This is a genomic window from Chryseosolibacter histidinae (genome assembly GCF_018598225.1).
GTDB lineage: Bacteria > Bacteroidota > Bacteroidia > Cytophagales > Cyclobacteriaceae > Chryseosolibacter > Chryseosolibacter histidini.
In genome coordinates, this window is sequence record NZ_JAHESF010000001.1 from 110842 (window position 1) to 135031 (window position 24190).

15 protein-coding genes are annotated in these 24190 nt (G+C 52.7%); 6 read left to right on the forward strand and 9 right to left on the reverse strand.

Going from position 1 to position 24190, the window contains the following annotated elements; translation table 11 throughout:
* Nucleotides 1–159: 159 nt before the first annotated feature.
* The 4 genes from KK083_RS00390 to KK083_RS00405 form a co-directional block, all read right to left on the reverse strand.
* Entirely contained in the window at nt 160–1284 is a 1125-nt protein-coding gene (locus tag KK083_RS00390; RefSeq protein ID WP_254158826.1) for an efflux RND transporter periplasmic adaptor subunit, read from the reverse strand.
* Complete coding sequence (locus KK083_RS00395) at nt 1284–4514, reverse strand: efflux RND transporter permease subunit (RefSeq protein ID WP_254158828.1); 3231 nt, start codon at nt 4512–4514, stop codon at nt 1284–1286. The genes KK083_RS00390 and KK083_RS00395 overlap by 1 nt, the downstream gene beginning before the upstream one ends.
* 5 nt (nt 4515–4519) lie before the next feature.
* On the reverse strand, nt 4520–5947 hold the full coding sequence (locus tag KK083_RS00400) for a TolC family protein (RefSeq protein WP_254158830.1): 1428 nt from the start codon (nt 5945–5947) through the stop codon (nt 4520–4522).
* 261 nt (nt 5948–6208) lie between these two features.
* Entirely contained in the window at nt 6209–7096 is an 888-nt protein-coding gene (locus tag KK083_RS00405) for a helix-turn-helix domain-containing protein (protein WP_254158832.1), read from the reverse strand.
* 258 nt (nt 7097–7354) lie between these two features.
* On the opposite strand from KK083_RS00405, the gene KK083_RS00410 reads away from it, so the two are divergent.
* The 3 genes from KK083_RS00410 to KK083_RS00420 all read left to right on the forward strand — a co-directional run bounded on the left by KK083_RS00410 (nt 7355) and on the right by KK083_RS00420 (nt 13516).
* Nucleotides 7355–9526: an outer membrane protein assembly factor BamB family protein gene (locus KK083_RS00410; protein WP_254158834.1), complete on the forward strand. Its 2172-nt coding sequence runs from the start codon at nt 7355–7357 to the stop codon at nt 9524–9526.
* A 306-nt stretch (nt 9527–9832) separates the two neighbouring features.
* Nucleotides 9833–12385 carry a PA14 domain-containing protein gene (locus tag KK083_RS00415; protein WP_254158836.1) on the forward strand — a complete coding sequence of 851 codons (2553 nt, stop codon included), beginning with the start codon at nt 9833–9835 and terminating at the stop codon, nt 12383–12385.
* A 144-nt stretch (nt 12386–12529) separates the two neighbouring features.
* Nucleotides 12530–13516, forward strand: a complete 987-nt coding sequence (locus KK083_RS00420) for a nucleoside hydrolase (protein ID WP_254158838.1) — start codon at nt 12530–12532, stop codon at nt 13514–13516.
* 151 nt (nt 13517–13667) lie between these two features.
* Here the strand turns inward: KK083_RS00420 and KK083_RS00425 are convergent, their stop codons facing one another.
* The 4 genes from KK083_RS00425 to KK083_RS00440 form a co-directional block, all read right to left on the reverse strand.
* Entirely contained in the window at nt 13668–13892 is a 225-nt protein-coding gene (locus KK083_RS00425) for a DUF2798 domain-containing protein (RefSeq protein ID WP_254158840.1), read from the reverse strand.
* A gap of 5 nt (nt 13893–13897) precedes the next feature.
* Complete coding sequence (locus KK083_RS00430) at nt 13898–15169, reverse strand: acetyl-CoA C-acetyltransferase (RefSeq protein WP_254158842.1); 1272 nt, start codon at nt 15167–15169, stop codon at nt 13898–13900.
* A gap of 157 nt (nt 15170–15326) precedes the next feature.
* Nucleotides 15327–16064, reverse strand: coding sequence for an SDR family oxidoreductase (locus tag KK083_RS00435; protein WP_254158844.1), 738 nt, complete (start codon nt 16062–16064; stop codon nt 15327–15329).
* Nucleotides 16065–16129: 65 nt separating this feature from the next.
* Nucleotides 16130–16720, reverse strand: a complete 591-nt coding sequence (locus KK083_RS00440; RefSeq protein ID WP_254158846.1) for a TetR/AcrR family transcriptional regulator — start codon at nt 16718–16720, stop codon at nt 16130–16132.
* A gap of 361 nt (nt 16721–17081) precedes the next feature.
* Here KK083_RS00440 and KK083_RS00445 point away from each other — a divergent pair, with 361 nt between their 5' ends.
* Together KK083_RS00445 and KK083_RS00450 are read left to right on the forward strand one after the other, a co-directional pair.
* Entirely contained in the window at nt 17082–17900 is an 819-nt protein-coding gene (locus KK083_RS00445; protein ID WP_254158848.1) for a pirin family protein, read from the forward strand.
* A gap of 105 nt (nt 17901–18005) precedes the next feature.
* On the forward strand, nt 18006–20360 hold the full coding sequence (locus tag KK083_RS00450; RefSeq protein ID WP_254158850.1) for a TonB-dependent receptor: 2355 nt from the start codon (nt 18006–18008) through the stop codon (nt 20358–20360).
* A gap of 274 nt (nt 20361–20634) precedes the next feature.
* On the opposite strand, the gene rpiA is transcribed toward KK083_RS00450, so the two are convergent.
* Nucleotides 20635–21321 (reverse strand): ribose-5-phosphate isomerase RpiA, encoded by a 687-nt coding sequence (gene rpiA / locus KK083_RS00455; protein WP_254158852.1) that lies wholly within the window; start codon nt 21319–21321, stop codon nt 20635–20637.
* Nucleotides 21322–21425: 104 nt separating this feature from the next.
* Here rpiA and KK083_RS00460 point away from each other — a divergent pair, with 104 nt between their 5' ends.
* Entirely contained in the window at nt 21426–24017 is a 2592-nt protein-coding gene (locus KK083_RS00460) for a calcium-translocating P-type ATPase, PMCA-type (protein WP_254158854.1), read from the forward strand.
* Nucleotides 24018–24190 lie beyond the last annotated feature (173 nt).

The following is a 24190-nucleotide window of genomic DNA, read 5'->3' on the forward strand; positions in this document are numbered from 1 at the left end:
AGCGTGCTTACAATGTGAACAGGTTCATGAAGTAAATACGCAGTAAACATCAGGAGCCCTCGCTCACCCGCAGCCCCTCGCTCTAATCACTGCTCTGGACAGTCTTCGAAGGATGGATGCTGTGGACTGTGGACCGTCGACAGTGGACTATTGACTGGACTATTGACCGGCGCTCACAGCCATCCCATCCCTGATCTCTTCACTGGCGACTTTGACCACCTGGTCTCCGGGCTGAAGCTTGCCATAAATTTCTGTTTTCCCATCAACCGTGCGGCCTGTTTGCACCGTGATCCATATCGCTTTGTTGTCCCTCACACTGATCACGAACACTTTCTCGGGTGAATTGACGATCGCTGTTTTGGGTACGATGAGCGTGCTGTCGCGGTTCAGCAGCGGAATGGTAACCTGGGCCACCATACCCGGAAGCAGGTTCCGGTTGTTATTGATCACGTCCATCTCCACACGCTGGGAGCGGAGCCGGGTATCCAATGCGCCGGCCATACGTTTCACTTTCGCTTCGAAGCTTTCGTTGGGCAGAGCTTTGATCTGAAAGTTTACCTTGTCGTCTTCCCGCAGGTAGGCCGTATAGGCTTCAGGCACCGACACCACGAGGCGCAGGCGGTTTTGCTCCTGTAAAGTGAACAGCGGATTTTCAGAGCCTTTTCCGGAAGGGCCTACATAAGCACCAGGGTTCACGTTGCGGGCGCTGATCACACCGCTGAAAGGAGCTTTGATCGTGAGGTAGTTCAACGTGTTGCTTACTTCTTTATACGCTGCCTTGGTTGCCTCCAGCTGCGAGAAGTCGGAGTTCATCCTGGCCAGTGCCTGTTCGAGCTCGTTGGGAGAGATCGTGCCGGGCGTCTTACTGGTTTCCAGCAGGCGTTCGTAGCTGGCCTTGCTGGCGGTGTAAACAGCCTCCTGTGATTTCCAGCGCGACTCGGCGCCGGCAAGTCTTGACGAGAGCTCAGGTGCTTCGAGCGTAGCCAGCACCTGGCCCTCGCGCACTTCGGATCCCACATCAACATAGATCTTTTTCACGAAGCTTGTCTCCCGGGCATACAGGTCTACCTGTTGAAAAGAGATCAGCTCGCCCGGCATGGCCAGCGACGAGGTGAGCATACCTTTTTCCACAGCAGCCACTTCAACAGCGCGTGGAAGCGCAGCATCGCTTTTCTTATCGTTGTTATTTCCTTCTGAAGTCATGCAGCTGCTCAGCCATCCTGCCAGTAACAGCAGCGTTGTGGAGAACAGTATGGACTGAATATGATCTCTGGTCTGGTTCATTATTTTGACGGTATGTAGTATTTACTTTCTTGGTCTTCAGGATCGAGCGACACGGAGGTTGTCGTTGTATGCTTCTGCACCCACGTGAAGATGAGGGGCAGGATGAACAGCGCTGCAAAGGTGGATGCGAACAAACCTCCGATTACAGCCCGTGCAAGTGGTGCCACCTGGTCGCCCCCCTCGCCATGGCCGATCGCCATCGGGATCATTCCCGCGATCATGGCAATGCTGGTCATCAGGATGGGACGCAGGCGTAACGAGGCAGCCTCCTTCGCCGATTCCCAGGCATTCCCCGTTCCCTTGCGAAGCTGTTCAGCGTTGGTGATCAGCAGCACCGCATTGGCGATGGAAACGCCCACCGACATGATAATGCCCATGTACGATTGCAGGTTCAGTGTCGATCCCGTAATGATCAGCATCACCAGCGCACCCAGGAGCACCGCGGGAACAGTAGCCAGCACAACGAACGACACTTTGAACGACTGGAAATTGGCCGCCAGCATCAGGAAGATCACCACAATGGCTACCAGCAGCCCTGATTGCAGGCTGTCGAGTGTCTCCGTAAGCACCTGGCTCAGGCCGATCGTCTCGATGCTGAGCCCGCGTGGCAGTTCTCCCAGCGATGCGATGGCAGCCTGCACATCGGTAGTCGCCGAGCCCAGGTCTTTGTTGTTCAGGTTGGCCGTTACAGATAACATCGGCATGGCACCTAAGTTATCATTTTCGCCATAGGTCGTTCCTTCTTCAATCGTGGCCACATCGTTCAGCACGGGGCGCGAAGTATTTCGGAGCACCGGGATCTGGCCGATGTCCTCTACGCTGGTCATCTTGTTCTCCGGTACCTGCACCTGCACACTGTAGCTGAGCCCGGCCTTTTCATCGAGCCACACATTCTTTTCAGTGTAACGTGAAGACGAGGTGGACGTAACCAGCGATCGTGTAATGTCGGTCATATCCACACCCAGCTGGGCGGCGCGGATCCTGTCGATGTTGATGTTCAGCGCAGGGTAGTGAAGCGATTGTGCGATCTGGATATCACGGAGGTAATCGATCTCCCTGAGCTTGTCCATCACCTTGTGTGCATATTCTTCATTCAGGAGCTTGTTGCGGCCCGCGATCCGGACCTCCACCGGTGTTGGAGAGCCCTGGCTCAGGATCTTGTCCGTCAGCTCGATGGGCTCGAACGATACCTTGACGTCCGGAAGGTTTTCTTTCATTTTACGCCTGAACGTCTCCTTGAGGTCTTCCATGTTGCCATGATATTCGTCACTGAGGCTCACCTGCAGCACGGCTTCATGCGGACCATTGGTGAAAAGATAGATCGGGCTGATGGAGAACAACGCCGGGTGCTGACCAATGTACGCCGAGCTGATGGCAATGTTCTCACGGCCCACCATCTGCTCAAGAATGCCGATGGATTGTATCAGCTTCTGTTCCGTGCGCTCTATCCTTGTTCCGTCAGGCGCGCGCATGCGTACCTGGAACTGGCCTGAGTTCACTTTTGGCAACACGTCCTTGCCAATGCTCATCATCAGCAATACCACTAGGCCGATCGTCACAATGGCGTATGTGAGCACAACAGGCTTGTGATAAGGCATGGCGCGTTGCAGGTATTTTGTAAAGTTGCCCCTGAATCTCTCAAAACGGCTGAGCTTGCCATTGTTGTTGAGATCGGCTCTGTGGGCCAGCGCCTTCTTTTGCTCCCAGCTATCACCATGTTGTTGCGCTGCATCATTGGCGTGACTGCCTTTGGTATGACCCTTCATCAGCCAGTTGGCCATCACGGGCACAAAGGTCTGCGAGAGCAAATAGGAAGTGATCATCGAGAAGCCGATGGCCAGGGCGAGCGGTAAGAACAACGATCCCGGTATTCCCTGCATGGAAAACGCGGGCGCGAAAACCGCCAGGATACAGAACAGGATCAGCAGTTTGGGGAACGCGATCTCTTTACAGGCGTCCCAGATGGCCAGCGCTTTTGGCTTGCCCATATCCAGGTGCTGGTGAATGTTCTCGATGGTTACCGTGGACTCGTCCACCAATATCCCGATGGCCAGCGACAGCCCGCTCAGCGTCATGATATTGATGGTCTGCCCGAAAAGTTGCAGGAACAGTACGCCTGCGATAATACTGGTAGGAATGGTGAGGATTACAATGAGCGCGCCCCGCACATCGCCGAGAAAGATCAGCACCATGATGCCCGTGAGCACTGCGCCAATGATACCTTCGGTCATGAGGCTTTTCACCGCATTGATCACATAGGTCGACTGGTCGAACTCGTACGACAACGTAACATCTTCCGGCAGCTGGCTTTGAAAACGTGGCAGGTTCTTTTTCAGTGCCTGAACAACCTCCCAGGTAGACGCATCCGCGGATTTGGCAATGTTGAGGTATACAGATCGTTTGCCATTCACCTGCGCATAGCCCATGGTGATATCGGCGCCGTCTTCCACCGTTGCCACATCGCCGAGGTACAGGTTCTGCACGCCGCCCTTGAAGAGTGGTATCTTTTCAAAATCCTTGAGTGACCGGATCGTGTTGTTGGCAGGGGTCAGGTAGTTGTAATCTCCGATGCGCACGTTGCCGGAGGGCGCAGACTGGTTGTTCAGCCGCAGCGCTTCCACCAGCTGATCGGGTGTGAGGTTATGCGTTGCCATGAGGTCGGGGTCAGCCTTGATCACGATGGTGCGGATGTTACCACCGAAGGGAGGCGGAGCCACGAGTCCCGGAATGGAGGTGAACGAAGAACGCACGTAGACGTTGGCGAGGTCCATCAGCTCGTTGTTAGACCGCGTGGGACTGCTCAATACCAGTTGGCCCACGGGTAGGGTAGAGGCATCGAAGCGGATGATGAACGGTGGTTGTGAGCCTGGTGGAAAGATCGCCTGGATCCTGTTGGCAAAAGCGCTGAGCTCCGCTGCTGCCTGCGCCATATTAGTGTGCGGGTAGAACGTGATCTTCATCAGCGTGAGTCCCTGGATGTTCCGGGTCTCGATGCTCTTGACACCGTTGACGAACAGCAGGATATTGACGTACTGCTTACCGAAGTAAGCCTCCATCTGCGAAGGTGTAAATCCTCCGTAAGGGTGTGAGAGATAGATCACCGGCAGGTTCATGGCCGGGAAGATGTCTATCTTGATGTTTCGTACCGCGTTGATGCCGAAGAAAAGAAGGCCGGCAACGAGCACGAGAATGGATATGGGCCTGCGAAGGGCTGAGCGTATTAAATTCATTTTTTTTACTGGGCCTGGTTAATGAACAGATCGAAATCTCCTGACGCCGCGGCTTTGAGCAACAGCGCCTGCCAAACATTGACACTGGCAACACTCCTGTCGGTCTCTGCGCGGTTCAATGCGTACATGGCCTGCTGCAGGTCTACGATGGTGGTGAGCCCGTTCTTATACAACACACTTTTTTGAAGATAGGCGTCCGATGCCGCTTTATACTGCACGGGCGCTTCCTGCGCGCTGAGCAGAGCGTTCCCGATCCGCCGGTCGGCAAGAATGAGCTGGTTTCGCAGCTTCGCGTCGAGCTGGTCATACTCATCGCGATAGCCGTCAGCGATGAACCGCTGCGCATGCACCTGCTGCCTGTTCTTCAGCAGGCTCATCACGTTCCAGGTAAGACTTACACCCGTCACATAGTTGTAGCGTGAAGGATTGATGCCATCGCCGTAACGGGTGGAGTAGCTGCCGGGATCTTCCGGCGAATAGGCATTGGTAAAACCCGATGCCCTCGCCTGGTACACACCGAAGAGGGTCACGCCTGGCATCACACTTTTTTTGATCACGTCTGCGAGCCGGGTGGCCTGATCCAAACGTGCCTGGTAATATCGGAGCTGTGGGTTCTGGCTGATGTCACGTTCTGTGTTCAGCAGCGCCGGCATCCTTGTGAAGAATGAGGTATCCGGAATGATGTCTTCACCTGTGGAAATATTGAGCAGCTCCGTGAGCTGTTGCTGCACGGTTTGAGAGGTGTTCACGGATTCGATCAGCGAAAGCCGGGCACGTGACACCTCGGCATTGGCCAGCGAAGAGTCCACACCGGGATTCAGTCCCGACAGCGTTCTTGCCCTCACCGTGTTTTGGATGGCTTGCGCCCGTGCCAGGTTGGATTCTCCATTTCTCACCAGCTGCCGCGCGATCAGCAGGTTGAGATACGCGCCTGCGATCTTAACACTGTGTACGAATTTCTCCTGCTCGAGGTCGGCGGAGTCGCGTGTTGCCTGTGCTTCGCTGAGTTGGATCCTGGAGCGTACGCGTCCGAAAGTGAAAGCTTCCCAGTTGGCGTTGATGAGGTAGAGCGCGCCGAAAGCAGCGTTCCAGCTTTGCCTGCTGGCGGCGGGACCGGCAGAAGCAACACCCAGCGCACCCACTGCTGCGAGTGGACCAAACTGACCGTTGATGGTGCCGTAGTCCTGCTGAACCGCAGCGATCACATTGGGGAGGTACTCGTTCCTGGCCTGGCGTGTCAGCGCTTCCGCTGCATTCACATAATTACGTTTGGCCCGGAGCCCCGGATAGTTCTTGACGCCTGTGCTGATGGCATCCGTCAAAGACATAGAAGTGGATTCCTGTGCGTGCGAAGTGCCGGTGAAGATCAGTATTACACCGGCAACGACTGCCCATGCAATGAGCGTTGGCCACGCTGTTTTTTTTCGAGACATGAAATTGGTGGATTGACTTGACGCGCGAAAAACAATAGAGGTGAAGATCACCGCGAAAGTTTGCAATCGTTTTTTTGTCGGGCCGGGGATCGCATCAGAAATTACTGATGTGGGTCGCCGGTCATTGGGTTGGTGGTTCATAATATACCAGACAGCACTACCCCGGAAGAATCGCTTTTAGTTTCCGGGATTTTCATGCTACAAAATTATCTTCACGCGTTCACTTCCGGATTAAGAATTTCAAACAATAAATTATAAAATTCACACAATCGCTTTCCGTATCGAATTCGGGGTAAGGTCGGTCTGTTTTTTAAAGAAGTTATTGAAGTAGGGAGGGTTTTCGAATCCTAACGAATAAGCGATCTCAGCCACGCTCCAGTCGGTGTGCAGCAGAAGGGCCCTGGCTTCTTTGACCACACGTTCACTGATGTGTTCGGTGATGGTTTTGCCCGTGATCTCTTTTACAGCGCGGTTCAGGTGATTGGGGTGGATCGACAGCTGTTCCGCGTAATCGTTTGCTGTTCTCAGTTTCAATGAATGCGCCAGGGAATCAACCGGGAACTGTCTTTCGAGAAGTTCGATGAAAAGGGTGGTGATGCGTGCCGAAGCGCTGGTATGATTCGCGGGCTCTCCCGGCTGAAGCTTCAGCGCCTCGTGTACGATCAGGTTCACGTAATTCCGCAGCAGATCGCACTTGTGTACATAGGAGGAATCACGTTCCTCGAGCATTTTTTTAAAGATGCCGCTGATGCCGGCTTCCTGTTTTTTATTGACAAAGAAAACGGGATTGACACCCGTCTGTGTGAGCGGTGATTCACGGATGGTGGCGTTCTTCCGTACATCGATAAAATCTTCCGTAAAAAGGCAGAAATAACCCGATTGCACTTCAGAGGTCGCTTCCCATGAATAGGGTACCTTGGGATTGAAGAAAACAAGCGCGTTCCGGTCTATGACAATGGTCTTGTCGGCAAAATGCAGGTTGCCCCGGCCGATGATCAGCGATATTTTATAATAGTCCCGCCTGTTGTACGGAGCCTGTTTCTGGCAGAATTCCCGGTAGTTGACATTGAAATTCCCGAGCGCCTTTGCCGGACCGGAAAAGGTGGGATATCTGCTGTAAAAGTCCGCGATCGTCTCGGTTTTCTGCATGCTGGCAAAATTATAAAATTCAAGCAATCCGTCAAACGACTTACATGAACGGAAGGCCTTTGTTACCGGATAACATTTTTACCATGCCCAACTGCCATTGCGGGCAGATGGATATCCCGTGCTGAAACGATTGTTCGGTCGGGAACGAACCTTTAAACGGCGGTTCCCCTTCGAATACACGAAGCAGGAATATGATTTTTTTTCTTATTTTGAATGGCGGGGCAGGCATGTGAAAAAGTTTACCTGTACTTTAAACGTATGACCAGACAATTTGATTCGAAACTTTTTGTTCTCATTACTTTAATAGTTGTATCAGCTTCATGCGGCAAGAAGAACACCGATGATTACGCCCGCTGGGATCTTGTCGGCGGCAACCGCGATGGAAACAAATACTCTTCCCTGGAGCAGATCGACACAACGAACGTTCAACAGCTCCGGGTGGCGTGGGAGTATCACACCGGTGATGTTGACACCGCGGCGCACTCGCAGATCCAATGCAACCCCATTATTGTCAATGGCATTCTTTACGGTACTTCACCCAAGTTGAAGCTGTTCGCGCTCGATGCGGCCACGGGTGTGGAGAAGTGGTCTTTTTTACCATTCGATAGCATCAAGGGAAACAAGGCTGCACATTTTAACCTGAACAATAACCGCGGCGTGGCCTACTGGAGTGACTCCAAAAACGATCACCGGATCTTTTACACCGCCGGCCCATACATTCATGCCGTGAATGCTGAAACAGGAAAGCTGATCGAGACCTTCGGGTCCGGCGGCAAAGTAGACCTTCACACCGGCCTGGGCGACGCGTTCGCTAACCTGTTCGTTACCCATACCTCCGCGCCCTCCATATACAAAGACCTGCTCATCACCGGAACAAGAGTGTCTGAGGGCATGGATGCAGCGCCGGGTCACATCCGAGCCTTCGATGTGCGCACCGGCGAGCTGAAATGGATCTTCCACACCATACCACAGGCAGGAGAACCGGGCCATGAGACGTGGGAGAACCCCGATGCGTGGAAGCTGACCGGCGGCGCCAACAACTGGATGGGAATGACGATAGACCATGAGCGGGGCATCGCCTTCGTGCCCACAGGCTCTGCTTCCATGGACTTCTACGGTGGAAAAAGACGCGGCGCCAACCTCTATGCAGACTGCCTGCTGGCCCTCGATGCCAACACCGGCAAACGCATCTGGCATTTTCAATACATTCATCACAACACGTGGGATTGGGACCCTTCTTCCTATCCTGTGCTCGTTACCCTGAACCACGACGGAAAGAAAGTAGACGCCGTAGCGCAGACCACCAAGACCGGATTTGTTTTTGTATTTGAAAGAGAAACGGGAAAGCCGGTGTTTCCCATTGTTGAAACGCCTGTCGATACCGTTACGCGCCTTGTCAATGAGAAGCTTTGGCCCACACAACCCATTCCGCAGAGGCCCGCGCCTTTTGTCCGTCAGTCGTTCACAGAGAAAGATGTAAACCCCTATCTGCCGGAAGCTTCCCGCAAGGAAGTGATAGAACAGTTGAAAGGTTTTAATACAGGCCGGATGTTTACACCTCAGTCAAAAGAAGGCACCATCATCTTTCCAGGTTTTGATGGCGGCGCCGAGTGGGGTGGTCCTGCCGTTGACCCGGCCACAGGTATGCTGTATGTGAACGCCAATGAAATGCCCTGGATCCTGAAGATGCTGGACGTGAACGAATCGGCGCAGATCGAGAACTATGGACAGGCCGGGCTTCGACTTTACAGGCAGCATTGTATGTCGTGTCACGGCGCCAACAGGATGGGAGGAGGCACTTATCCGTCGTTGCTGGAGGTGAGCAAAAAATATACACCCGAAAGTTTTGTTGAGTTTGTCAACGCCGGCAGAAGAATGATGCCCGGGTTCCAGCACCTGGACACCGAAGAAAAAAATGCCATCACAGCTTTCCTGCTCGAACGGAAAAAAGATATGGATCGCAAATACGAGCGCAAGCCATCAGCGGAAGAGGTCTTCAGAAAGTTGCCTTACAATATTTCAGGGTACAATAAATTCCTGGCCAAAGATGGCCTTCCGGCCATCGCACCGCCGTGGGGAACATTGACCGCCATCGATCTGAATACCGGTGAGCACGTCTGGAAAAAAGTGCTGGGTGAAGATGAGCGCATGAAAGGGTTGGGAGCAAGCGTCACGGGAACAGAGAACTACGGAGGGCCGGTTGTAACGAAAGGTGGCGTGTTGTTCATCGCGGCCACCAAAGACTCGAAATTCAGAGCCTTCAACAAACGCACGGGTGACGTGTTGTGGGAAACCACGCTGCCGGCTCCCGGTTTTGCAACACCAGCCACCTATGAGATCAACGGAAAACAGTTCGTTGTCATCGCCTGTGGTGGAGGGAAGCTCGGAACCAGGTCGGGCGACTCGTATGTAGCCTTCGCGTTGGAATGAGCGGTTGCCAGTTGCCAGTTACCGGATAGCCAGTTTCGAGTACGGAGGACCATCACGCCTGTGTTTCAAATCCAGGTGATGCGAAGCACAGTTTAAAATGTTTAAAACACGCAGGAACCGGCAACTGGTAACCGGCAACTGGCAACTAGTACCTAGTGACAACACCTTGTGTGATCCCCACAGTAGTGAATTGATCAGATCATTACCCAGACCCGGGCATTTTTACGAGCTATACATAGCTAAAAAGGAGTACTGCAACTCAAGGCATAAAATTAGTCGGTCATCGGTTTTAAAACAGACCCGTCTATGAAAAAGACTCTACGCACGGTTGTGCTTATAGGGCTGACGTTGGCTGCAAGTGCCAGTGTATGCTTTTCTGAAGATCGCGCTCAAGGCAGTACCCCTGCCGGTTCAGGTTCGCCTGATTTCACAGCTCCCACTTTCACGTATGAGGTTCAGGAGCCCAGTGTTCTGCTGAAGTTCACAGACAACAGCAATGAAGACGACTACTATCGCATCTACCGGGTCGATGAAAATGGTGCAACAACCCTCATCGATAATATTCCCGGAAACCAACCCGGGGTAGAGCAGTTGTTCGACGATTCGGGCGCCCAGGGCGGAACCTATTACACTTATTACGCAGACGCTGTGCTGCAGAATGGCAACACGCTTTCCCGGGTAGCAGAAGTATATTTTCTGCAACCGCTCGAAGCCCCGATCATCCATATGGGCTACCCCAACCTGGAAACCTGTGGCTCCGAGGTGCTTCTTGAATATGAGCATATCTATGATTCGCCCCACATCTACACTGAGATCTTCAGGTCATCATCGCCCACCAGTGGATTCGTCAAGGTGGCTACAACTACGTCCACATTGTACCTGGATGACGTGGCTCCTCGCAAAACATACTATTACAAAGTACGTGACGGCAGGGATGGTCACGTCTCTGGTTTTTCTGAGGTGAAAACAGTTACCGTGGAATCAGACTACTATGATCCGGAGCTCTCTGTGCGGATTGTCGACAGTGGCATTGAGATCACTTTGCGTGATAGATCTTACGTAGACGAGCATTACAGTCTCTATCAGGAAAGCACCGACGGCATCATTGTATTGAAGGAGATCGTACTTGCCGATTCAGGCAGCACCTACACCATGGTGGATACTACCGTGCAGCCCAACACCGATTACACCTACGTGATCAATGCAAAAGTAAAAACGTACTGCGGCAAATATTCATGGCCCTGGTATGAGGATGTAGCGTCGGCAACGATCAACGCAGGGCCTGGCCGTTCATGCGCTGGTGCAGGCAGCATCACCCGGGACCTGTGGACGAACGTGCCCGGACTCAACCTCACGGATATCCCTTCAGGTCCTCCCACATCGACGGCTGAAATAACTACGTTTGAAACACCAAACTACGCCGGCAACAACTATGCAGCGCGTATTTATGGCTATGTGTGTGTACCCCAGACCGGTTACTACACCTTCTGGATTGCCAGTGACGACCAAAGCGCACTGTACCTAAGTACCGATGAACAGCCTGAGAACAAGTACAAGATAGCCTACGTGAATAAGGCCGTGAAATTCCGCGAGTACACCAAATATGCCTATCAGCAATCGGCGCCAACCCACCTGATCCAGGGAAGGAAATATTATATCGAGGCGCTGCACAAGGAAGGAAACGGTGCCGATCATATTTCTGTGGGATGGCAGATGCCGGATGGCACCTTGCAGCGGCCTATCCAGGGGCAGCACCTCATTCCTTATGAATATGAACCTAACATACCGCCAACAGTGACCATCATCGATCCGCCAGATAATTTTGAAGAGAACTTTGCAAACGGCGTGTATATCCATGCTACGGCCTCAGATGCAGATGGCACCATTGCAAAGGTGGAGTTCATCATCAATGGAGCTAAAATGGCGGAGGATATGAGCGCGCCATACGAATACCACTGGACTTACTTCCCCGAAGGCACCCACGAGATCATTGTAAAGGCGTACGACAACGGGAATGCTGTCGCCAGCGATACCGTCACGTACATTGTAAATTATCCTGACTGCCCTAACGCCGGGCTGGTCAACTGGGAGATCTGGGATAACATTGGCGGCACGGACATTTCTTCCATTCCGGTAAATACCGAACCGTCTTTGGTGAATACACAGCTCGATTTCGAGACGGATCAATACCAGGGTAACAATTATGGCAGCCGCATCCGGGCCTACCTGTGCGTGCCGTCTACCGGTTATTACACGTTCTGGGTTGCGGCGGATGATAAAGCGCAGCTCTGGCTCAGCACCGATGATGATCCGGCCAACAAAAGACTGATCGCCTCGGTGAACAGTGCCACGCGTTACCGCCAGTATGACCGTTATGCATCGCAGAAGTCGTCGAGCATTTATCTCGAGAAGGGAATAAACTACTATATCGAGGCACTGCATAAAGAAGCCAATGGCAACGATCACTTGTCTGTGGGATGGCAATTGCCCGATGGTACCCTGGAACGCCCGATCAGGGGGATCAGGATGATCGAGTTCGCTCCGCAATATACTTTCGCCGCCGCCAGCACACCTGCAGAAAGGGTGCAGATCGATGATGCCGAAGTGGAGCGTATTTCCGTTTATCCCAATCCGGCCCCTGGCAGGCGCGTTTCCCTCACAGGACTCGGCGCTGATGAAGGCCCCGTTCGCATCCAGGTGATCTCTGCCGCCGGCGCTGTTATTGTTGACCAGATATTTACATGCAGTGGTGACTGCGCGCAGATCGATCTCGATCTTGGCAAAAGTCCTTCAGGCCTCTATGCTGTTCAGATCATGCGTGGCAGAAAAAGAAATGTGCTTAAATTAGTGCTGGAGTAAGTTACCGGTTGCCAGTTGCCAGATAGCCAGTTTCGAGTACGGAGGACCATCACGCCTGCGTTTCAATCCAAGAACAGTTTAAAATGTTGAAACACGCAGGAACCGGCAACTGGTAACCGGCAACTGGCAACTAAACTTTATACCATGACCAACACTTCCACAGCCTTCCTCATCGCGTTTCTCACACTCACACTTCCGCTCTTCGTCGCCGCACAGAAGAAAGAGCCCGTAGCGGTGATCTTTGATACGGACATGGGACCGGACTATGATGACGTTGGCGCCATTACATTGCTGCATGCTTTCGCCGATAAGGGTGAGGCGAAGATCCTCGCTACCATGGCCAGCACAAAGTATGAAGGTGTGGCCGCAGTGCTGAGTGTGCTGAATACGTATTTCCGCAGACCTGATCTCCCGATCGGGGTTGCCGGTGGCAGGGCCCTCGAGCTGAAGGACTTTCAGCACTGGACCGATACACTGATTGCAAAATATCCTCATCAGATAAAGTACAATCGTGAAGTTCCGGACGCTGTAAGCCTCTATCGTAAGGTGTTGTCGCAGCAGCCCGATAACAGCGTCACCATTATTACTGTAGGATTTTTAACCAACATCTCGGAGCTCCTTCGATCAAAAGCAGATCGATACTCACCCCTCAGTGGCCAGGAGCTTGTTCAGCGAAAAGTAAAAAAACTGGTGACTATGGCCGGAGGATTTCCTTCTTTCAGAGAATTCAACATTAAGGAAGATGCAGCCGCGGCGAAGTATACCTTTGAGCAATTTCCCGGAACTGTAGTGTTCAGCGGTTTTGAGATCGGCGCCAGGATCAAGTCCGGGCTTCCGCTGATCAACAACAAGTCTATTCAGAAGAGCCCTGTGAAAGATGTTTTCAGGATCGGCATCGCCAGCGCGGCAGAAGACAAGGAGGGAAGAAAGAGCTGGGATCAGACAGCCGTGTTGGTCGCCATCCGTGGTCACAAACCCTGGTACACACTGAAGGAAGGGAAGATCATTGTTGATGACAAAGGCAACAACCAATGGAACGACCAGGCAAAAGGTCAATTTTACCTGGCAGAAGAAGCGCCGCCCTCAGAAGTTACAGCGCTTATCAATGAGTTGATGATGCACCAACCTTGAATGGTTGCCAGTTGCCGGTTACCGGATGGCCGGTTTCGGGTGGTCTGACCATCACGCTTGTGTTTCAAAGGCTAACGATACGAAGCACAATTTAAATGGTTAACACTGCACGAACCGGCAACTGGCGACCGGCAACCGGCAACTAAGTCGTTCACGACTTAATCAACCTCGACACAACACCCTGCACCTTCGGTCCCAGGAACAGGATGGCGGGGATCACCACCACATAAGCTGTACCCCATGACCTCAACCAGATTCCCAGAAACTTTTCTGAGAATCCGATATTGATGCTGATCAGTGTGAACGAGATAATACCGGTGGTGATAATGCCCATCATCAGGGCGAAAGCGATCCGTTGTTTAACTTCAGTTTTCATAATCTTTATTTTTCCATGATCATTGTAATGCCTTGTCCGCCGGCTGCACACACCGAGATGAAGCCACGTCCTGAGCCTTTTGTGTTCAGGAGCTTGGCCATCGTAGCAATGATGCGTCCGCCGGTGGCAGCGAAGGGGTGTGCGGCGGCAAGGCTGCTGCCTTTTACATTCAATTTGCTGCGGTCAATGCTTCCCAGGGCCTGGTCAAATCCGAACGGCTTCATCAGCTCGGCACTCTCCCAGATCTTGAGCGTGGCAAGTACCTGCGCCGCGAAAGCTTCGTGGATCTCATAGAAGTCGAAATCCTGGAAGCGCAGCTCTGCTCTCCTGAGCATTCGTGTTGCTGCATACACAGGTGACAGCAGCAGGTTTTGTCTTTGTGTTACATATTCAATGGCGGCAACTTCCGCGTGGGTGATGTAAGCCAGCACCGGCAGCCCATGGTCCCGCGCCCATGCTTCGCTCGCCAGCAGCACACACGAAGCGCCGTCGGTGAAAGGAGTGGAGTTGCCTGCGGTAAGCGTACCGTTCACTTTGTCGAAGGCGGGTTTCAGCTTGGCCAGCTTCTCCATGCTTGTATCTTTCCGCACGTTGTTGTCGCGGTCCAGCCCGAGGTAAGGCGTGAGCATGTCTTTGAAGAACCCTTCTTCATAGGCCTTCACCATTTTCTGATGACTTTCCAGCGCAAACAGGTCCTGCGCCTCGCGGGTGATACCGTAATATTTTGCTGTGATCTCGGTGTGGCCGCCCATTGATAATCCGGAGCGCGGCTCGTCGATGCCCGGTGCTACCGGCGCAAGGTCCTTGAGCCTGATCTTCATAAATTTCCCGAGCCTTCCTCCGAAGCTCTTCTCTCGCCGTGCTTCCAGCAGGATCTTCCGAAGGCGTTCACCCAGCACCACGGGCACGTTGCTGGTGGAATCAACACCACCGGCAATGCCCACTTCGATCTGCCCGAGCGCGATCTTGTTCCCGATGTAGACCGCCGACTCTATCCCGGTATCGCACGCCTGCTGAATGTCACACGCAGGGGTGGAATGATCGAGCGTTGTACCCAGCACACACTCGCGCATCAGGTTGAATTCGCGTGTGTGCTTGATCACTGCGCCACCTGCCACTTCGCCCAGCCGCAATCCCTGCAGACGGTAACGGTCTATCAGTCCATTAAGCGCCGCCACCATCATGTCCTGGTTGCTGGCATTGGCGTAAGCGGTATTGTGACGTGCGAAAGGGATCCGGTTGTATCCGACGACTGCTACTTTGCGGGGTTGGTTCATATTATCTGGTTGTTGTTGTTTTTATCGCCTGGTTGTTAAAGTTGACAGTTGACAAAAGAGCAGTTGACAAAGTTCAGTGATACAGTTCACTTGACCATTTATTATTCCGGGTAAGTTCACTCCGCACATTGTCAATTGCCCATTTGTCCATTGTCAACTATTTATTCATCGTTGCCAGTGCCTCTGCCGGAGACGTTCTGCTCAACTCATAAATATAGGCAGTATTGCCAACATGTATCTCGTATTCGTCTTTTTCAAATGCCTGGATGAGCGCCTCTGCAACCGTTACCGGAGGAATGCCATTGGCGCCGCCGATATCCTGCGAAAAATCTGTGTTCACAAGTGGTGGCATCAGCTCGAAAACTTTAATAGTAGTGTTCTTGGCCAGGTCAAGGCGCAGTGATAAGGTATAGGAGTGCAGCGCAGCCTTGCTGGCCGAGTAGGTTGCGATCACATGGTTAGGTGCAAAAGACACGATAGACGATACATTAACGATGGCGGCTTGTTTCTGTTGACGGAGCAGGGGCAGGAGCTTTTCGTTCAGCCGGATGATGGAGAGATAGTTTGTGAGGATCTCTTCGCCGGCTTTTTCGTAAGATGTACCACCGTTCGAAAGCTGGTGCACGAACGCACGGCCCGCATTGTTGATCACCACGTTTAGCGCAGGGAAATCGGCTTCGAGGCGTGACACGAGCAGGTCCACATCGGCGGCGTTGGTTACATCACTTACAATGGCGGTGACACCCGGTACCAGCGATGCGGCCCGTTTCAGCCTGGCTTCATTCCTTCCGGTGATGATAACGTTGTTGCCCCGGGCAATAAACTGCCTGGCGATCTCCAGTCCGATGCCTGCGCTTCCTCCGGTGATCAGTACGGTGTTTTGTGTTGTTTTCATGGTTTTATGTTTATAGATCAATGTTAAAACCATACCGATCGGTATGGTATTGGGTAAATAAAAACTTATTCGAGGTCATGGATCATTTTTTCAACCGACTTCATGATCGTTTTCAGGTGATTGAGCTTACCGGTTGCCCGGGAGATCATGATCGCGCCTTCGATGGTGGCGATCATGGTCAGCGCTGTTGTTTCGGCATCCACCGACGGCCGGAATGCCTTTTCTTTAATACCCTTCTGAATGAGGCTTACGATCTTGTTTCTCCAGGCCATCAGCGCGGCACCCGCCCTCTTTTTGAGCTCGGGATGTGTATCGTCCGATTCAATGGCCGTATTCAGAATAGGACATCCGCCCAAAGGAAAAGGCTTTCTCAGGATATCGTTGGTGTATACCTTCACATAGCTGAGCAGCTGGTCTTTCGCGGAAGCATATTTGCCCATTTCCGCATCGATCACCGCATTGACCATTTTAAGGTGATGGTCAAAAACAGCCAGCGCCACCGCATTCTTGTCTGTAAAGTTGTTGTAGATGCTGCCCTTGGTAAGCCCCGTTGCCTTCTCCATATCCGAGAGCGTGGTACCGGCAAAACCCTTCATATTGAATAAAGGAGCGGTTTTTTCAACAATGAGCGCTTTTGTCTGTTCGGCCTTGGGCATATTATTCTGCTTTTGGTTCCGTAAAAATATACCGATCGGTATGCTTTTACAACCGGGGCATGTGAATTTTAGTTTCATACAATTGAGATTAATTTAAAAGTCTACGGTCGACAGTCCACCGCCGACTCGGGTTCCGTCATTCAGCGCGGCGAATGTGGCGGGCATTGAGGGACGAGGAATCACCTTATCGCGAAGTGAAGGCCTTTGGAACAGTTGCTCGAATTAAGTGCGCAGTGACGTTCGGGGGATCCTTCGCTCGCACAGGCCATCGCTCCACTCGTCGCTCTGGATGACGGTCTTTGAAGGGATGCCGTGGTCTGTGGACCGTCGACTGTGGACTAAAAAATCGTTAATTTCCCTTATGAAGAAAAAGATCACTCTCATTCTCAATGGCAAGGAAAAACACATCTCTGACGAAGATGTTGTTATACAGTCGTTGCCGACCGCTGAATTCAGGTTTGCAAACCCATTTATAGTAGTACACCACATGGGACCGAAGGTGTTGCCTCCCGAGACATCGGCCGGATCGTATCCTCATCCACACCGGGGTTTTGCACCTGTAACCTTTATTGTTCAGGGTGAGCTCAGTCATAAGGACAATGCAGGCCACTCGGGCAATGTAAAAGCCGGCGACGCACAGTGGATGTTTTCGGGCAAGGGCCTGCTTCATGACGAGGTGCCACCAGAACAATTCATGAAACGGGGAGGCACCCAGGAGTTTTTGCAGCTGTGGATCAATGTGCCGAAAGCGAATAAATGGGATACGCCCGCTTATCAGCTGGTAAAAAAAGAACAGCAGCCGGAAGTATTGAAAAGTGACGGCGTGGCCTTGCGACTGGTCAGCGGCATTTATGATGGAAAGACCGGTCCAATGAAAACACATACACCGGTGATCTTTGTAATTGGAAGCATTGCCAAAGACAAAGCGGTGAACCTGAAAGCGACACCCGGCTACTGGACCCTGCTCTATATTATAAAAGGAGAGGTCACCGTCAACGACCGGGATGCCGCCATCCACAACCTGATCGTTTTTGAAAAAGAGAATGATGAGATCGGTGTGGTAGCCAAAACCGATACGCAGGTACTCTTTATGTCTGCGGAGCCCATCAACGAGCCCGTGGCGGCGAAGGGCAATTTTGTGATGAACACCCCGGAGGAGGTGAAGCAGGGCCATGGATGACTTTGAAAAGGGATAATTCGGCGCGTGGTAAAAAAGATTTGAACTTCAATAGGGGTATGCGGATAAGTGATTGTCATAAAGCAAACAAAAACAAAACAAGGCTTCATGAAATCACAAATCATCAACTTGCTCGCGGCCTTCACGTTGCTGCTGGCAATACCAGTAACGGCCCAGCAGATCACCCAGAACATACGCGGCACCATCGTTGACCAGGACAGTCAGATGCCACTGGCTGGTGCCACCGTGATGGTGGTAGGTACCAGTCCGATCATCGGCACCATGACCGATGGCGACGGAAACTTCCGGCTTACCGGTGTGCCTATTGGTCGCGTCACGTTGAAAGTGACGTTCATGGGATACGAAGAGAGAACCATCCCCAACCTGCTGATCGGATCGGCCAAGGAAGAGATCCTGAACGTCACCCTGGCGGAATCCGTGAATACACTCGAAGCGGTCACCATCACCGGCGACCAGAACAAAGGTGAAGTGCTCAACGAGATGGCCATGATCAGCGCACACACTTTTTCCGTGGAAGAAACATCACGCTACGCAGGTTCTTTTGACGACCCTGCCAGAATGGTGGTGGCCTTTGCCGGTGTGAACGGCGACGCGGAAGGCAACAACGACATCATCGTGCGGGGTAACTCTCCCAAAGGTATCCTCTGGAGACTTGAAGGTGTGGCCATCCCCAACCCCAACCACTTTGCAGGTGAAGGTTCCACCGGTGGCCCGATCAACGCGCTGAGCAGCAAGATGCTGAGCAACTCGGATTTCTTCACAGGAGCGTTCGCAGCCGAGTATGGCGACGCTACTTCCGGTGTGTTCGATATGAGACTCAAACGTGGCAACAACGAGCAACGCGAATATACAGCGTCGATCAGTACCCTTGGTCTCGACATGACAGCCGAAGGTCCTTTCAAGGCCGGTGGCCGCGGATCATACATCGCCAACTACCGTTATTCAGCCCTCGATCTCCTCGACAAAGCAGGTGTGGTCGACTTCGGTGGTGTGCCCCGTTACCAGGATATGTCGTTCAAGATCCAGCTGCCCGTCAATGGCAAGCACAGCCTTTCGATCTTCGGCCTCGGTGGCATGAGCGGCATCGATACGGAAGAGAAGGACGAAAAAGATGAAGACATCATCACCGGTAAATTCAACGGCAGAAATAAAATGGGTGTGCTCGGGTTATCACACACGTACCAGATCAATGACGATATGTACCTGAAGAGCTCGCTTGCAGCCACCGGTTCGGATAACAATTACAAGTTCGCGACGCCCAATGATGACGATCAGTTCCATGTCATCGAGCAAGGCAACATCAGCAAGTCGTCGATGATCGCAACAACCACTTTCAACTACAAGCTTAACGCTAAGCACAAGCTGGAGTCAGGTATCATCCTGACAAGGTTGAACTTCAACATGAAAGCCGATGAGTGGGATTTCGACAAGGATGTGCTGGCGAATGAGCTCTCAGAAGAGGGCAGCTCCGCCACATTCCAGGCATTTGCCAGCTGGAAGTACCGGATCAGCGAGAACCTCACCATGATCAACGGTCTGCACTACCTGCAGTTTGCCCTGAACAACAACAACTCCATAGAGCCGAGGATGGGCCTCAAGTGGCAGGTTGACGACAAACAATCGTTCAATGTGGGAGCAGGTCTGCACAGCAAGCTCGAAGGTGTGTCTACTTACCTGGCCAAACGTTATGCCGATGATGGTACCTTCACACAACCTAACAAGGACCTGGAGATCACCAAAGCCGCACACTTTGTATTGGGATACGACCGCCGGCTGGGAGAGAACACGCACCTGAAAGTGGAAACCTACTATCAGCACCTTTATGACGTACCGGTTGAAGACTCCAACACCAGTGCATACTCGTTGCTGAACGTCAGCGAAGGTTATACCACACGTCAGCTGGTGAACGACGGCAAAGGCAAGAACTACGGTGTGGAGCTGACCCTTGAACGGTATTTACACAATGGCCTTTACTACATGAGCACGCTCTCGTTGTTCCGCTCGTTGTATACAGCCAAAGATGGCATCGAACGCAAGTCGGCCTTCGACAATAACTACGTGGCCAACCTGATCGGCGGCAAGGAATTCAAAGTAGGGAACCCTTCGAAGAACAAGGTGCTGTTCGTGAATACGAAAGTGGCGCTGATCGGTGGCAAACGTTATTCACCCATCAACCTGGAAGCCTCCATCGCCCGCGGCGAAGAAGTTACGGATGAGCTGAATCCGTTCTCTGCAAAAGGCGACGATATCTTCCGCACCGATTTCTCTATCGGCCTGAGAAGGAACAGGAAACGCACGACTACCGAGTTCAAGTTCGACGTTCAGAACATCCTGAACAACCAGACCGTGGTAGGAGAGGATTATATCAACGCCACCGAATCAATATACAAGAGCAAGCAGCTGGGCATGTTGCCAACCATCAGCTACAAAGTGAGTTTTTAAGGTTCACGCTGATGCGTGTGGCAAGGGGGGAGCCGGGGGGTTCCCCCTTCTTATTTACATTCAAGCCCTTCAGGCTTGGTTCGCCGCCTGGCCTGCCTATTTTTGTCAGTAGACCATTTGTCGCGTTAATCTTGTCCATGCAATTGAAGCCCCAACGGGGCTTAATATGAATAACCCACGGTGAAGCCGTGGGTTATTGACTGTGATGGGAGACTTGCGACACGTTCGATCGTGATCACAGGCGATGCATGCTCATGGCGCATCACCGGGTGAATCATGATCGGGCGGCAGTGATCGTACGCGTAACCGTCTCTCCATTCTCGTATCCCACAATCACCTCGCTCACCATCGTGTTCAGAAACAAGCCCGTCTCCACCACGCCGGGAATTTTTTTGATGGCAGTATCAAGCGAAGCAGGATCTTCAATACGCGCAAACCTGCAATCGATGATCAGGTTTCCATTGTCCGTCACAAATTCCTTTCCTTCTTTTTTGCGGATGGAGGGCTCGCATCCCAACGCCCGCAGTTGCTTCAGCGCGAGGGCCGGCGCAAAAGGCACGATCTCTACCGGAAGTGGAAAACTTCCTAACGTGTCCGTGAGCTTGGATTGATCTACTACAACGATGAACCGCCTGCTGGCAAAGGCCACGATCTTTTCGCGCAGCAATGCCCCGCCACCACCTTTGATCAGGTTTCCCCGGGCGTCCACCTCGTCGGCACCATCGATGGCGATATCAACCGACTCGATCGCGGCAAGCGGCAACAATGGAATGTTCACTTCTAGCGCAAGTTTTTCAGACGCCACTGATGTAGCCACGGCTTTGATGACGAGCCCTTGTTTGATCCGTTCGCCGATCTTGTTGATAGCGTGCGATGCCGTAGAGCCGGTGCCCAGGCCAACGACCATGTGATCCTCTATTTTTTCAACAGCCTTTTCTGCTGCAAGCTTCTTCGCATTCATAATGTGTTTCTAATCCAAGGATTATAAATCGATTAAAAGGTTTCTCCCCCTCAGATAAATTGACAGAGGTTGGCTAACTTTCAACAAACAGGAAATATCGGTTTATGGATCATCACTTGCAACCGTCAGAGAAAGTGGCCGAAGCGCTGAAGACCAGCAGGTCCGGCCTCGACCCGCAAACAGCGCAGCAGCGGATCACAGAACATGGAAAAAATGTGCTGGAGGTCAAAAAGAAGAAAACCCTCCTCGGAATGCTGCTGACCCAGCTGACGGATTTTATGATCCTTATTCTCATGGCCGCCGCAGTGATCTCAGGTATCATCGGCGACCTTACCGACACCATCGTCATCCTAGCCATCGTCGTGATCAATGCCATCATCGGGTTGATCCAGGAGTGGCGGGCGGAGAAGGCAATGGAAGCTTTGGAAAGTATGGCCGCCAGCCACGCCCGGGTGCTGCGCAACAACCAGATCCTCGACATACCGGCGGCAGACCTCGTGCCGGGTGACGTGGTGCAGCTCGAGGCCGGCAACATCATTCCTGCCGATATCAGGTTTATTGAAACGTACACACTCAAGGTGGACGAATCTTCCCTTACAGGTGAGTCGATGAATATCGAGAAGTCGGTTGATCCCTTGCCGCCCAAAACATATCCACTGGGCGACCGGGTGAATATGGGATACAAAGGCACCTTCGTCACCAATGGACGTGGTGTCGGCTACGTGGTGGCTACCGGCATGAAGACCGAGCTCGGAAGGATCGCTAAAATGATCCAGGTAGCGGAGATCAAAACACCACTGCAGAAACGACTGGAGGTTTTTGGCAAACGCCTTACACTGATCATTCTGATACTCTGCGCTGTGTTCTTCCTGGTAGGATGGTGGCGGGGAGAAGCCTGGTCTACCATGCTGCTCACATCCATCTCGCTGGCCGTGGCTGCCATTCCCGAAGCGCTCCCTGCGCTTGTAACCATCGCGCTTGCGTTGGGAGCCAGGCGCCTGGTAAAAAGCAACGCCCTCATCCGCAAGCTTCCGGCAGTAGAGACACTGGGTTCTGTCACCTACATCTGCTCCGATAAGACGGGGACACTTACACTGAACAAGATGACCGTTCAGGAGATCTTTGAACCGCAGGAGGTCACTTCAACCCTTTCTGTTTTTAAGGGAAAGGATATACTGCTTCACGCCCTCGCGCTGAACAACGATGTCACTAAAGATAAGGATGGCGTGTGGGTAGGAGAGTCCACCGAAGTGGCGCTCGTGCAGTATGCGCAGGACCATGGCTACGATCGGTTTGCGTTGGAATCTGAATACGCGCGTGTGGCAGAGCTGCCGTTCGACTCCAAGCGAAAATCGATGACCACTTTTCACCGGAACGGTTCGGGTGTAATAGCCATTGTGAAAGGAGCCGTTGATGTATTGGTGCGAAAGCTCGAGCCCACACAGCAAGCACTGATCCCATCCCTCGAGCGCCGCGCAGACGAGATGGCCGGGAAAGGTTTCCGCACGCTGGGTTATGCCATCCGGATGTTCGATACCATGCCTGCTACACAAAATACTGGAGAGATCGAATCATCCCTGACGTTCATTGGTCTCGCCGGCATGATGGACCCACCCCGTGATGAAGCGCGGCAGGCCGTAACGGAATGTAAAACAGCGGGCATCCATCCCGTCATGATCACGGGCGATCACAAGCTCACCGCACAGGCCATCGCGCGTAACCTGGGCATCCTCTCTGCTGAAAGCGACCTGGTGCTCTCAGGCCCGGAGCTTCAGAAGCTGAGCGACGATGAGTTCGACGCCGAAGTAGAACGGGTGCGGGTGTATGCGCGGGTAGATCCTGAACAGAAGCTCCGCATCATCGGTGCGTTGCAGCGACGCCATCACTTCGTAGCCATGACCGGTGACGGCGTGAACGATGCACCCGCACTGAAGAATGCTGACATCGGTATCGCCATGGGCATCAACGGCACCGAAGTATCCAAGGAAGCATCACACATGATCCTGCTCGACGACAATTTCGCCACCATCGTCAAGGCGGTGAAACATGGCCGCAGGATCTTCGATAACATTCTCAAGTTCATCAAGTATATCATGACCGGTAACTCGGGCGAGATCTGGGCCCTTTTCCTGGCGCCGTTCTTCAATTTGCCCATCCCGCTGCTGGCCATCCACATCCTCTGGGTCAACCTGATCACGGACGGGCTACCGGGACTGGCGCTCGCCTCCGAGCCAGCCGAAGCAGACATCATGAAAAGACCCCCGAGAGATCCGAAGCAGAGCATCTTCTCCGGTGGCATGGGCTGGCATATCCTCTGGGTAGGACTGCTCATGGGCCTCGTCACCCTCGGTATGCAGGCCTGGGCCATTCATTATGCCGGCGCCCACTGGCAGACCATGGCCTTCACGGTACTCTGCTTCGCGCAGCTCGGCCACGTGATGGCCATACGCTCCGAGCACAGGTCTTTTTTCAGAACGAGCCTGCTCTCCAACAAACCCTTGCTGGGAGCGCTGCTGTTTACTTCCGGGCTACAGCTGATGGTGATCTACACACCGTTCTTCAACGAGATCTTCAAAACACAACCCCTGACCCTCGGTGAGCTTGCCATATCCATCGCTGTTGCCAGCATCGTCTTCTGGGCAGTAGAGCTGGAGAAGTTCCTGAAGAACAGGCGGATCAATGTTCCTATGTACTAGCGGAGTCTCCGGTCTCCGGGACTCTGCGCTGTTGCGTGTTCAGCAAAGGACTAACGTACTTCGTTTCGCCGTCATCCTGAGAATTTATACAGCAGAGCGCCGTAGTGACAATAAGAATGACGTGTGCGTTTGTTTTCATTGCTGGCATTTCAAATTACGAATTCAGGAGGCTC